The sequence below is a fragment of the Pseudoalteromonas sp. G5_S1_54_S4 genome (assembly GCF_054968565.1).
On the sequence record NZ_JBQKUL010000073.1, the window covers coordinates 1 to 13,163 of the forward strand.

Genomic DNA, 13,163 nt, shown 5'->3' on the forward strand with positions numbered 1-13,163 from the left:
ATAAATTTTATTTTATTGTCCGAAACGCCAGTTGAACGGAAAGCCTGTCGGCTCGATGATGGTCTCTAGCTGTTGATACCAAACGTCGTAAGCATGACGCATTTCATCCAGGTACTGATATTGGTTGTAGATAGCATCCAACCCTTTTTTGCTGTGGCCAATCATCAACTCGGCAACTTCTTGCGTCGTGATGGCCGACATTCGCGTTCGCATCGTTCTGCGAAGATCATGCATAGACCAGTGTTCCATCTCAATACCAAGCGATCTGCGAGCCCAGATTTTCACATTGTTAGGAATAGTGGTATCAAAGCCATTTGTGGCAAGCTCTTCTTGTCCGTTCGCGGGAAACAAGTAAGTTGATTTGCTCATCTGCATCGCCAGTTCAATCAGCTCAATAGCTGGCTTAATCAATGGCCGCATGATCGGCGCTCCAATTTTCTCACCTTGTTTGCGGATCTCTATGGGCACTGTCCACATTGCAGATTGCAAGTCAAAGTGATGCTTTTCAGCTTGAATGAGTTCGCCCTTGCGCCCTCCCAATAAGAGAAGCAGTTTTATGTAGATGCGATTCTTCTCAGTGATTTTTGACTCATGTAAATAACGCCAAAGTATCCTGATTTCGTTGTCGTTTAGCACCCGAGTTCGTTTGCCTTTCTTGCCGCCGACTTTCTTTGCAGTGATTCCAGCGGCAGCGTTAATTTCCAAAATCTGTTCATCTATCAGCCAGTCATAGAACTTATGCAGTACAGACACTAGGCGTTCTGTGTTTGAAGGGGACGACTCCGAAACCTCACGAAGACAGTTACGCAAGGATAATTCATTGATGTCAGTTAATGGGTACTTGCCAAGTCGGGGCAGCAAATATATTTCACTGCTGCGTTTTTGGTAGTGCCACGTTGTCTCCTTTAGCCCTTGCTTACCGGCAGAGTCTATCCAGTCTCGAAAAATCGATTCGAAGCTTTGATTGGCAGAATACTTGGCCCGTTCCTGCTGTAGGTAGAGCTTGGGGTTTCTGCCCTGGTCGAGTACAGCCCTTAACCTATCCAGCTCATTCCTAGCTTCAGCAAGCTTCATAAGTGGGTAAGTACCTATGTCTACCCGCTGTTGCTTGCCATCGAAACGATAACGAAACTGAAAAACAATTTTGCCCTTGGGCGATACCCGAGCACTTAGCCCATCTCGGTCGGCTTTTACTACGGTTTCTTTTGCTTCTTTATTTAACCTGGCATCGAGCCAGCTAACTGATAACGCCATGTTATAAGCCCAGCCCTAGTTTTGATTTTAATGATTGTTTACGTGATTCTGCTTTGGGTTCTGGCGCTTTACTCACAGAAGTAATTTCAACTTCTGGAGCATGGTCATCCACCTGTACAGATGTCGTGGATAGATTGGGTTGGCTCATGTGAATTAACCCAAAGGTGGCCAGCATCCGCAGACGCTCAGCGCGTTCCCGTGGTGGCGTCTTTTCCAATTCTTTGAGTAGTTCTGGGTGGCTCCCTGGGGGAATGTTGACGACAACTCTCATGATCAGGCCCCATAAAACCAGAAGCCTCGGACGTTCGCCAAAACAGACTGCTCAGGCACGATGATCTTGCTTCGTGAAAAAATCTCCTTGGCCGCTTCCTTATAAGCCAAGGCTCCACCTCCGGCGATCAATACCAAGTCCGCATTAATGCTTTCGTCGCGCATAGATTGGCGCATGGCTGTGAGAGCAACAGGCGCTACCTTTTTCATGGCAGCATTCAGATAAGGTGAAATATCGACTTTTTCTCCAAATAGCAGCACCTGCAAGTCGCCTGTTCTCATGGCTTTTTCAAGTCGATCCATACCTACTTTGGCACCATGATCTTCTGAAATCAGCTTATCAATGGTTTCCAGTAGCACGGACATTGCCTGAAGACTGGTTCCTGATGAGCTGTAGCGAATTTCTCCGGCTTCAAGGGCAACCCAGTCAACAGAAAAGAAGCCGGGATCGATGACGACGACGCGACCTTCTTCAATCAAGCCCAAATCACCACCTGTTTGAACCAGATCCATATAGGCACCGGCAGGCTGCGGCAGCACTTTGACGTCATGAACGGTGATGCTGCGCTTAGGCGTCACTTGATGGACACCTTTTAAACGTTTCACAAGGTCAGACTTGCGTTGTGGTTCATGAAACTGGGAAACCGGTAATCCAGTGACAACCAAATCGATGGACTCAGTTTCTGCCATTAACAAGGCAGCATGAAAAAGCGCCTTATAGGTTTTTGTGGTGGGATATTCGGGGTGAAGCTCTCGTTCCCAGCCTTGAAGGCGTCCAGCAGGCACACCAGCGGCCCAACGCTCATTATCGACAGAGACATACAAACAAGTTTCATCATCGCCTCCACCGATACGCTCCGGCATACGATCCGCAGGACCGGCACCCGCAGGTAGAATAATGGTTTTCGGTTCACTGCCTGATTGGCCAATGGCCAGCTTCAGGTTTGAGTAACCGATATCTACGCCTAGTACAAACATACTTATCTCCTGTGCACTCAAAGTGCTCTAACGGTTTTCAATCAACCGCTCAGGTCACACTTGGGCATTTCCAAGTGCTCTGGCGGTTCACTCAAATGTCATTATCAGGATTCGGTGCACTGGCGGTGGGCAGAAAGGTGACAAATCCTTTCATCTATCTGCCTATTGCATTTTCGCAAAAGTATGAGAATAGGCTCTGTTTGGCGGCGGATGACCTAGCCAAAAAAATCGAGACGCCAAACGTCGTTTGCATTCTGGCCTGAACTCGCCAAACGGTTTGTATCTTCATGACGATACGTCTTTTTAGGCGTTTTTAAGTGAAATCGGGCTGTATCCCTTGTCAGGTATGGGATTGCGCGAGTTGATTTATATCGAGACGCCAAACAGTGATTGTTACGGCAGTTTTACGTTTGGCGTTTCGATCCAAAAGCCAAACGGATAGTGGTTTTGGCTTTTGGGGTTAATTGGATGGGGAAATTGGTTTGGTAGAAATCGTCAATGAACAATGGAAAGCAGAGGTATCAGATTTACTTCAGCAAGAAACGGACAGGCTAAAAGCGCTGGCACGAGCTGAAGTTGATGACTTTTGGGTTACCCATTACAAGGTACGTGAGAATGCGCCCTTTAAAGATTGGGGGCTGCTTGGTGTCCGTATCAGAGACTTTAAGTATGGCTTTGGCATAGAGTGGTACATCAACAGTTTTCACGGTCAACGAGGCAAGCGCGTGGTCTTTAGCAAGGGACTGCGTATTTCAAAGACAAAGCTGAGATACTCATTTTTGGACTGCCAAGGTCTAGCCAAAGAATGGGAGTTAGCGCTGGCCATGGAGAAAGAAGAATTTTTCAGTGATATTCGACGCCAGGTTGATAAGCTCAACATGCTGCGTCGCAGAGTGAATGCCTATTAAATCACCGGGTCTACTTCACTCGCGGCAACTGGTCCCAGCGTGTTGTGTAGGCGGGAGACAAATGCTCTCGCTTCATCGACCAATCTTTCTTCGTACCTTGTCCAGCAAAGAAAACCTTTCCGGCACCGCTTTGGTTAATGGTGTCCAATACAGACATTAACTGCTGGCTATTAGAGCGGGTCGATACTTCATTGAATAGTCCTGGTTGAAACATGCCAGGATCGTAAAAGTCAGACAGCATGACGCCCGCTTTGGCATAACGAAAACCATCCTTCCATATCCGCTTGAGTAAGTGACTGGCCAGCTCGATAAAATCCCGCGTGTCGCAACTGGGTATCAACAACTCGCCCGATGTGGAGTTGCTGTATTGCGGCTCGTTGTCCTTAAAGGGGCTGGTACGTATAAACACGGTCATCACTTTGGCTTGCTGCTGTTCTTTGCGAAGCTTCTCAGTGGCGCGGGTTGCGTATTCGCAGACGGCTTCACGTAACAATTCAAAGTGCGTTACTTTTACGCCAAATGAACGGCTACAGACAATTTGTTTCTTAGTTGGTGGGATCAATTCAAGTTCAATGCACGACTCACCATTGAGCTCTCTGACGGTTCTCTCTAAAACCACTGAAAACTGGTCTCTGATGGCTCTAGGAGAGGCATTGGCTAGGTCTAAGGCTGTGGTGATACCCAACGCATTTAAACGCTTAGAAAGCCGTCTACCAACGCCCCAAACATCATCAACCGGGACTAATGCGAGCAATCTACGTTGCCGATCTGGATTGGTCAGGTCTACAACCCCCTGAGTGGCTGGATACTTTTTGGCGGCATGGTTTGCCAGCTTGGCGAGTGTTTTTGTCGGTGCAATGCCTACACAGACGGTGATCCCAATCCAGTGGCCTATGCGCTCTCGCACTTGTTGTCCGAACTCGACAAGGGATATGGCTGACTCTATACCGGTTAAATCCAAAAACGCTTCGTCAATGGAGTAAACCTCTACTCGTGGTGCCATCTCCTCCAAAGTGCGCATCACTCGACTGCTTAAATCTGCATACAGCGCATAGTTGGATGAAAAAGCCAAAATACCATGGCGCTGCATTTCAGCCTTGATCTGAAAGACGGGTACGCCCATTTTTATACCGAGTAACTTAGCTTCACGCGATCGTGCAACCACGCAGCCGTCATTGTTGGACAGCACCACAACTGGCGTATCTTTTAAATCAGGACGAAACAGCTTCTCACAACTGGCGTAAAAGTTGTTGCAGTCCACCAAGGCAAATACAGGCATGGGATCGTCACGACTTACGGCGCATGTTTCGCACCACATTGGTGACCACACCAAATATCTCTAACTCTGCCCCTTCAGGAATATGAATGGGCTCATACGCCGGGTTTCTTGGGATCAGCATGACGCACGGCCTTAGTTGAAGCTCCTTTACCGTGAGTTCACCATGAATGCCAGCAATGACAATATCACCGTGTTCGGCTTGGACAGAGCGATCAACCACCAGAATATCATCTGGGTGAATCCCGGCATCAATCATTGAATCACCTTCAACACGCACAAAGAACGTTGCAGCCGGTCGCTTGATGCAAAGCTCGTTAAGGTCGAGCGTTTGCTCAACATAATCCTGCGCTGGTGAGGGAAAACCAGCAGAAACACGTTCCATGAATAATGGAATGCGAAGGCGCTTGGCTTTGATGAAGGCAAGTGCGCCGCTACGGCCTATCAGCGAGACACTCATGACGAACCTCGAAAATCAGAATTGACACTGTTTGTTTATACAGTATCTAATGCTATGCTGATTTCTACAAGTAAAATTGTAGGTAAAACTGTAGTTGTTCGAGTAAGACGTTGTGTTGTGAGTGATTTCTTTTTTGTGGTGAAAAGCTTGATGTGGGGATAGCTCGCCCTCGTCAAAGCCTGCAAGGCTTGGACAATACTGCTTCTGCCTACTGCTCTTGTTTCTGTTACTGATCCTGTTACTGCTACTGGTTAACGCATGGGTTAGGTAACCGTCAGACAAGGCTTGTTGAACCCTTTGCAAACGGTTTAAAAACAGTTAGTAAAATTCTGCTCCGTATTGAATTTACTGGCTTAAAGCGAAGTCAGGAGCACCATTAAAATGCTCAGTCGAACTCGGTTCAAGCCTTTTGCAACCGTTTGAAAAGGGGTTGGCTAAGCCATACGTAAAGGGTATCGGTAAGGGTTGCCTAAAGGGTTTAGCTAAGACTTTCTGAAAGGCTTAGCCAAAGCCTTCATACATGGGTTCACCCAGTAGAAAGATTAAAAAACGCTGAGGTATCCAAGGTGCATTTTGTACAAATGCGTTTATAAACGGACAAGGCACAGTGAAATAACCCAAAGCGAACAATAGAATTGAAGAGGAACCATCAATGACAAGAGCCCCTGCGCCATTTCCGCTAGAGCGCCTGGCGGATATCCCAGAAAGACCAGAAGATTTTAGATTGCTGGAGCGCATTCCATTAACGCGTGAACCGCAGTCCTGGCCACTTGAACTTTCTGCTATGGTCGGTGATGAACAGCCAATGGTGCTGCTTGATACAGAGACAACTGGACTGTCTGCCGATGACGAGTCCATTATTGAGCTTGGTATGGTTAAGGTGCTTTACAGCCCCTCGGCTAAGCGGATTGTGTCGATTGTTGATGTGATCAGCTTGTATGAAGATCCCGGCAAGCCAATCCCCGAGCTGATCACCGAGTTAACCGGTATTACCGATGAGATGGTGCAAGGCCAGCGCATTGATGATGCACTGGTTGCGAGTTGGTTCTCCGATGATCCGCTGGTGGTTGCGCACAATGCACAGTTTGATCGTCCTTTCTTTGAAAAGCGGTTTGCCGCATTAGGCCATCTATCTTGGGCCTGTTCAGCCAGTGGCATAGATTGGAAAGCACTGGGCTTTGAAAGTCGAAAACTTGAGTACCTGCTGCTTCGCTTAGGTTGGTTCTATGAAGGACACCGAGCTGCAACCGATTGTTTGGCGATGGCCTGGTTGTTTCATTTGTTGCCCGAGTCCGTTGCAAACTTGTTGTCTGAAGCAGGCAGGCGAACTATGTTAGTTCGTGCGTTTGGTGCGCCGTTTGACGTAAAGGACTATTTAAAAGAGCGCGGTTACCGCTGGCATGACGGTGTTAAAGGTGCCAACAAACATTGGTGGCGCGAAATCAGCGAAGACGAGTTGCCGCAGGAACAAACTTACCTGGATGATTTGTATCATCGTGGCTCAGAACATGCCCACTATGACTACAAAGATGCCCGCAATCGATTTAAAGCTTTGTAGCTCTTCACAAGGTAAGCCTTGCATATTTGAAAATCTCTGGAAAATGGAAAGTGAACTCATGGTTTAACCAACAAGAGGAATCTTTCCATGTACCAAGACACCTACATTGAATACTGGGGCGAAATCTTCGTCTCTGCCCGCATCATTGAATTTGGCATCACGTTCGAGCGCTTTCTTAAAGATCCATGGAAGCATTTGATGTCCTGTGGCCAAGAGTCTGCCCCAGACGCGATTGCTGAAGGGATGCTGCCATTGCTACCAGCCCAGGCAGAAGTTGCTAGGCGCATTCGGGAGTGTGAACAACGAGCCCTGATGTCTACAGAGTCGGACAACGGGGTATCGCATCGCGGTAACATCGTGGTGCCATTGGTTCGGGTGGCGCATTGATAGCGGCTATCACCAATGACACGAAACAAGGCCTTCACGCCCATACCTGAGCGGCAATTGCAATCCAGATCAAAAAGTTGCCGCTTAGTCTTCCCTACAAAATAATTTGTGATAGGATGATACCTAATAAAATTAATTAGGTTGAAGCCTATTCAGTGTTTTATGGCCATCTGTCCAGCTTCAACCAGTAGAGATTGATTAGTCATTGCGGATAAAGAGCAGCATTGAGTGACACTATTCAATGTGATTACGCGATGTCTGACCGTACTTTATAAACAGAGTTTTAAGAATCTGGTTGAATTGGATAAACAAGACGCATGACAAATGATGGTCTGAAACAAACGGTAGTGGCGAGTTCACTCGCTAAAGAAGGTGCTAAGGGAAAGCCAGATAGGCTTTCGCAGATAGCGCAGTTGCCACAAGCAACCAGGGATCGCATTGCCCATATCGATTTCACCTTATTGTTTAAGGGAGAAGCGGTACGGGCAGACTTAGTAGATCGCTTCAGTATAGCCGCCGCACAAGCAACGAAAGACTTCACCATGTACCGAGAGCTTGCACCAGGCAACATTGAGTATGACCAAAAGCTCAAGTTGCATAAGCGTGGTGAAGCATTTGAGCCCTTGTTCGACTACGACGTTGTGAGAACGCTGGCGACGATTAGCCAAGGGTACGGTGATGGCTTTACTGGAAAGGTAAAACCGCCGCTGGCTTGTGAAGCGCCTTATCACCTTAACAAACCAAATCTATCGATAGTGGCGAGAGTTACCGAGGCCATACACAAAGGCAAAGCCTTGAATATCACCTATGTGTCGTTATCGAGCGGTGAAACCACGCGTGAAATTGTACCGCATACGCTGGTGGACAATGGCCTGCGTTGGCATGTTCGTGGTTTTGACCGCAAGCATGGTGAGTTCCGTGACTTTGTGCTGACCCGAATTAAAGCAGCGGTTGTATTTGAAGACTCAAGGTTATCTGAAGCTGAACTAGAAACCCAGGACCGGCAATGGAACCGATTTGTAGAGCTAGAGTTAGTGCCGCATCCACGTATTGAGCACAGTGAAGCGATAGAGCTGGACTATGGCATGACGGGTGGCGTTCTAAAGGTTGAGATTAGAGCGGCAACTGCGGGGTACTTGCTTCGGCTTTGGAATGTTGACTGTTCATATAATCACTCATTGAAGCAACTTGAATATCAACTATGGCTGAAAAACAAACAAGCGTTATATGGAGTAGCAAACTTAGCTTTAGCGCCAAGTTATGAGGAAGATGAATGAACAATATTACGGAATATCATGCTAAGTATTTTGCGCACGAATTATCAATCCTGCATTCAAATAATGGGGTTGATAGGCTATCCCAGTCGCTATTTGACGCCAGCGTTGACCTGAACCCACACCAGATTGAAGCCGCTCTTTTTGCCATTGAAAATCCGCTCAGCAAAGGTGTTGTACTTGCTGATGAAGTAGGTTTGGGTAAAACAATTGAAGCTGGATTAGTCCTTTGTCAATACTGGGCTGAACGTAAACGGAAATTGTTAATCATCTGCCCTGCGTCATTGAGACGTCAGTGGGCCTGTGAATTGTTAGAAAAATTCAATCTGCCATCTCAAGTTATTGATGCAAAAACATTTAACCAGCTGCAAAGGGAAGGTATCTATAACCCGCTCAATAACAAGCAAATCGTCATCATGTCTTACCATTATGCGGCTAGATTAGAAGAGAAACTTGTTGCTGAAATGTGGGATTTGGTCGTAATTGATGAAGCCCACAAGCTAAGGAATGCACATCGTGAAAGTAACAAAATGGGTCAAGCTCTTAAACGTGCTTTAGATGGCCGTAAGAAACTGTTACTGACTGCCACGCCATTACAAAATTCTTTAATGGAACTTTATGGCATGTCTACATTAATTGACGAGCATGCTTTTGGCGATCAAAAAGCATTCCGAAAACAATTTATGCAGGCGGATAGCGACCCTTTGGAGTTGAAAGAACGTTTGTCTGGGTTTGTAAAGCGAACGCTGCGTAAAAACGTGCTTGAATACATTAAGTACACTGAGCGAAAGGCTATAACGATACCTTTTTACCCTAGTGAACAAGAGCAAGATTTGTACGAACGCGTGCAATTATTGCTTGAACGAGAAGACAGTTATGCACTACCGAAGAGACATCGACATCTGACAGGATTGATCCTGAGAAAACTTTTGTCTTCAAGTACAAAGGCAGTGCTTAACAACTTGCAGATCCTTAAGTATCGATTGGAAAAGTTAGCGAGTGACGGGGAAGATGACAGTGCAATCGACATCGTCCAACAAATCATTACAGACGACGATTTGGAGGATGATTTTGTTGATGAACTTGATACTACATCTGAAGCGCAAGAGAAAAAACCAATAGATTTTTCTGCTCTTCATGCTGAAATCTCAGAACTGGAAATCTTGATCAAAAAAGCAGAGCAAATCGGGGTTGATACCAAATCAAAAGAGCTACTTGTTGGTTTAGAAAAAGGATTTGTACAACTCGCTGAAATGGGCGCTGCCAAAAAAGTCATCATCTTCACTGAGTCAATGCGTACCCAGCAGTACTTAGCAGAATTTCTCGAAAACAATGGTTATGCCGATAAAGTCGTTACTTTTAGTGGCACTAACAACACACCTCAAGCGAACAAAGTTTATCAACAGTGGAAAGAGCAATATCAAGGGTCATCACGTGTTACAGGATCTGCGCAAATTGATAAGCGCTCTGCGCTGATAGACCATTTTAAAGAACATGCAGAAATTATGATTGCGACAGAGGCGGCGGCTGAAGGTGTTAACCTTCAGTTTTGCTCTCTGTTAATCAATTACGATTTGCCTTGGAACCCGCAGCGTGTAGAACAGCGGATTGGACGTTGTCACCGATATGGTCAAAAGTTTGATGTGGTTGTTATTAACTTACTCAATCAACGAAACCAGGCAGATCAGCGAGTGCTCGAACTGCTAACAGAAAAGTTTAATCTATTTGATGGTGTGTTTGGTGCATCAGATAGCGTACTAGGCAGTATCGAGAGCGGTGTAGACTTTGAAAAAAGAATTCAATCTATCTATGACTCATGTCGCTCGTCTGATGAAATTGAAGCTGCATTCTCGTTGCTACAAAAAGAGCTTGAAGAGGAAATTAGCGTCAAAATGCAAAGGACCCAAGAAAAGTTACTTGAGCACTTTGATGAAGACATCCACGATATTCTAAAGATCAAACTCGACGAAGCGAGAGAGCGCCTAGACAAAGTGGGACGGTGGTTTTGGGCTGTAACGCATCAACAATTAAAAGATTGCGCCAGTTTTGACCACGAAAATTATCGATTTACGCTACAGAAATCAGTCAAGCAGCTGCCAGTAGGTCAATATCAATTACTGAGAAAAGCAGGTAGTGAAAACAGTGAGTTGCAAGTTCAAGATCAACATAGCCATGCTTACCGCATTAATCATCCACTTGGTGAATATGTAATTGATAATGCTAAATCGATAGAAACTAAACGAGCACTGCTGTCGTTCGACTACACCAATCATGCAACAAAGATATCCGTTGCTGAAAAGTTAAAGGGTCAGTCAGGGTGGTTAACGTTGAGTGTTCTTGGAGTTGATGCATTCAACAGGCAAGAGTTTTTGCTTTTTACAGCTAAAACAGACAGTGGCCAACTTATTGATAATGATGCTTGTAAAAGGCTGTTTAATTTAGGGGCGAGTGTAGGCCGAAATGAGAACGGCAACGAGCAAAATACCCTACCTTCTGAGCTTATTGAACTGAAAAAACGGCAAATTGACGCCAAGCTGGCTGAAGTTATGGACGAAAATAATGCATTGTTTGAGGTTGAAAGAGACAAATTAGAGAAGTGGGCTGAAGACAAAGTGTTCGCAGCAGAGGAAGCGCTGCGAGATACGAAGGCACAAATTAAGTCAGTAAAGAGAGAGTCTAGGCACGCTATAACAGTTGAAGAGCAAAAGCAAAATCAAGAGAAGCTCAAGCAACTGGAACGACTACAAAAACGCCAGCGAATGGAGATATTTGATATTGAAGACGAAATTGCTGATAAGCGTGATGAACTAATCGCTGCTTTAGAAGAGCGCATGAAGCAAAGAACTGAAGTGACAGAGTTGTTCACAATTCGTTGGCAAGTGATATAGGAGGCATACATGTTAAAAAAACTAGAACTTAACAACTTCAAGGCCTGGGAAAAGCTAGCGATAAACTTTGGCATGGTGACAGGTTTATTCGGAACAAACAGCTCCGGTAAAAGTAGCCTAATTCACTTCTTACTTATGCTTAAACAAAGTAAAGATAACAGCGATAGAGCAATTGCTGCTGACTTTGGTGGTCATGACAAGCTGGTTGAATTAGGAACATATCATGATGTGGTATTCAAACACGATACGACAAAAGATATCTCTTGGAATTTAACTTGGAATTTACCCAAAGAGTTAAAAATACAAGATGTAGAAAAAAGCTCTTCTAGCGTTTTGTTTAAAGCTTCTAGCTTAGAAGTATCTTCCTCTATCGGTTTAGAAGATAAGCTGTTAGCTGTTAAAACGTTAGGTTATGGTTTTTCGGATCATCAATTTTCAATACAAAGAAAACCTGATTCCAAAGATTTTGATCTTGTAGCAAAGGGTACTACGAAGTTTCGTTTTACACGTACTCAGGGACGTATGTGGAAATTACCAAAGCCAACCAAAAATTATCTTTTCCCGGATCAAGCCAAAACTTATTATCAGAATGCGGATTTTCTTAGCCAGTTTGAAGCGTCCTTTGAGGCGGCGATGGATAATATTTACTACTTAGGGCCACTTCGCGACTATCCAAAACGCACATATCAGTGGTCTGGAACTAGTCCTACAGATGTGGGTACTAGAGGTGAACTTACCATTAATGCCATATTGGCCGCTTCAACTCGAAATGAAAAAAGAAGCCTAGGCTATAAAAAGCACAATAAGACTTTTGAAGAAATGATTGCTCATTGGCTAAAAGCTTTGGGATTAATCCATTCTTTCCGTGTAGAAGAAGTGGCAGCAAATTCAAATATTTTCCGCACTTTGGTTAAAAAAGAATTAGGCAGCAGTGAGGTTGGCCTTACCGATGTTGGCTTTGGTGTGTCACAAATATTACCAGTATTAGTGTTGCTCTATTATGTTCCCGAAGGGAGTACTGTTTTATTAGAACAGCCCGAGATTCACTTACATCCATCAGTGCAAAGTGAGCTTGCCGATTTAATTTTAACTGTATCTAAAACTCGCAATGTTCAGGTGATTGTCGAAAGCCATAGTGAGCACTTTATACGCCGTTTACAGCGAAGAGTTGCAGAGAGCAGTGCTGAACAAACAGACATTGCGCTTTACTTCTTTTCGACAAAACAAGGACGTGCAAATTACGAAACACTGCAATTAGACGAGTTTGGGTCAATTCACAATTGGCCTGAAAACTTTTTTGGCGATGAAATGGCAGAAATTGCCGCTACTCGCAAGGCGGCATTGTTAAAACGAAAAGCCAAACAAGATTCGGAGCAATGTAGTGAGTAATGTTGCTAAAAAAGTGATTGATAGCAATGTTGCAATTGTCGCCAATGGCCACTCATCACAAGCATCAATCGATTGTGAGCTGGCTTGCGTTGAGCTTTTAGAGCGTTGCGAACACCTTTCAATCTGTCTCGATCAAACAAGTTTGATAATGGATGAATATGCCAAACACCTTAGTTATGCCGGTAACCCAGGTGTGGGTGATATGTTTTTTAAGTATCTGCATGACAATCAATACGCCGAAAAGAATATCGAATTAGTAACAATCAATCAGGTTGCTGATGATCAACGAGGCTTTGCCGAGTTACCAAAAAATAACTTTGACCCATCAGATAGAAAATTTTTAGCAACGGCGGTTTCCGCTGGGGCGCATGTTGTAAACGCGACAGACAGCGACTGGGCAGAGCAACAAGAATTAATGAACCAATTGAATATTACCGTACAACAGTTATGTCCTGATTGCTGTGAACGTCAACCAAATTAAGAGAAGACTATGAGCAAGTACAACGAGCTAGTTAAAAAGC

At 45.0% G+C, this 13,163-nt stretch carries 12 protein-coding genes; 7 read left to right on the forward strand and 5 right to left on the reverse strand.

Annotation, left to right across the window (positions count from 1 at the left end):
- Positions 1-12: 12 nt before the first annotated feature.
- From ACTRWE_RS18070 to ACTRWE_RS18080, 3 genes are read right to left on the reverse strand one after another with little or no spacing between them, the layout of a single operon-like run.
- Complete coding sequence (locus tag ACTRWE_RS18070; protein WP_064497193.1) at positions 13-1,254, reverse strand: tyrosine-type recombinase/integrase; 1,242 nt, start codon at positions 1,252-1,254, stop codon at positions 13-15.
- A gap of 1 nt (position 1,255) precedes the next feature.
- On the reverse strand, positions 1,256-1,525 hold the full coding sequence (locus tag ACTRWE_RS18075; protein WP_039847056.1) for a hypothetical protein: 270 nt from the start codon (positions 1,523-1,525) through the stop codon (positions 1,256-1,258).
- A 2-nt stretch (positions 1,526-1,527) separates the two neighbouring features.
- Positions 1,528-2,502 (reverse strand): ParM/StbA family protein, encoded by a 975-nt coding sequence (locus tag ACTRWE_RS18080; RefSeq protein WP_008305551.1) that lies wholly within the window; start codon positions 2,500-2,502, stop codon positions 1,528-1,530.
- Positions 2,503-2,966: 464 nt separating this feature from the next.
- Between ACTRWE_RS18080 and mobI the strand changes: the two genes are divergently transcribed.
- Entirely contained in the window at positions 2,967-3,410 is a 444-nt protein-coding gene (gene mobI / locus ACTRWE_RS18085; RefSeq protein WP_032479290.1) for a conjugative transfer protein MobI(A/C), read from the forward strand.
- A 10-nt stretch (positions 3,411-3,420) separates the two neighbouring features.
- Here the strand turns inward: mobI and umuC are convergent, their stop codons facing one another.
- Positions 3,421-4,689 (reverse strand): translesion error-prone DNA polymerase V subunit UmuC, encoded by a 1,269-nt coding sequence (gene umuC, locus ACTRWE_RS18090; protein WP_462880439.1) that lies wholly within the window; start codon positions 4,687-4,689, stop codon positions 3,421-3,423.
- 7 nt (positions 4,690-4,696) lie between these two features.
- Positions 4,697-5,146: a translesion error-prone DNA polymerase V autoproteolytic subunit gene (gene umuD / locus ACTRWE_RS18095; protein WP_108479629.1), complete on the reverse strand. Its 450-nt coding sequence runs from the start codon at positions 5,144-5,146 to the stop codon at positions 4,697-4,699.
- A 652-nt stretch (positions 5,147-5,798) separates the two neighbouring features.
- On the opposite strand from umuD, the gene ACTRWE_RS18100 reads away from it, so the two are divergent.
- The 6 genes from ACTRWE_RS18100 to ACTRWE_RS18125 all read left to right on the forward strand — a co-directional run bounded on the left by ACTRWE_RS18100 (position 5,799) and on the right by ACTRWE_RS18125 (position 13,123).
- On the forward strand, positions 5,799-6,704 hold the full coding sequence (locus ACTRWE_RS18100) for a 3'-5' exonuclease (RefSeq protein WP_462880440.1): 906 nt from the start codon (positions 5,799-5,801) through the stop codon (positions 6,702-6,704).
- 87 nt (positions 6,705-6,791) lie between these two features.
- Positions 6,792-7,091: a hypothetical protein gene (locus ACTRWE_RS18105; RefSeq protein ID WP_442415391.1), complete on the forward strand. Its 300-nt coding sequence runs from the start codon at positions 6,792-6,794 to the stop codon at positions 7,089-7,091.
- Positions 7,092-7,408: 317 nt separating this feature from the next.
- Complete coding sequence (locus ACTRWE_RS18110; RefSeq protein WP_462880441.1) at positions 7,409-8,368, forward strand: WYL domain-containing protein; 960 nt, start codon at positions 7,409-7,411, stop codon at positions 8,366-8,368.
- Positions 8,365-11,253, forward strand: coding sequence for an SNF2-related protein (locus ACTRWE_RS18115; RefSeq protein WP_462880442.1), 2,889 nt, complete (start codon positions 8,365-8,367; stop codon positions 11,251-11,253). Before ACTRWE_RS18110 ends, ACTRWE_RS18115 begins: the two co-directional genes overlap by 4 nt.
- Before the next feature lie 9 nt (positions 11,254-11,262).
- Positions 11,263-12,642, forward strand: a complete 1,380-nt coding sequence (locus ACTRWE_RS18120; protein ID WP_462880443.1) for a DUF3696 domain-containing protein — start codon at positions 11,263-11,265, stop codon at positions 12,640-12,642.
- Positions 12,635-13,123, forward strand: coding sequence for a hypothetical protein (locus tag ACTRWE_RS18125; RefSeq protein ID WP_462880444.1), 489 nt, complete (start codon positions 12,635-12,637; stop codon positions 13,121-13,123). Before ACTRWE_RS18120 ends, ACTRWE_RS18125 begins: the two co-directional genes overlap by 8 nt.
- The last annotated feature ends 40 nt before the right edge of the window (positions 13,124-13,163 follow it).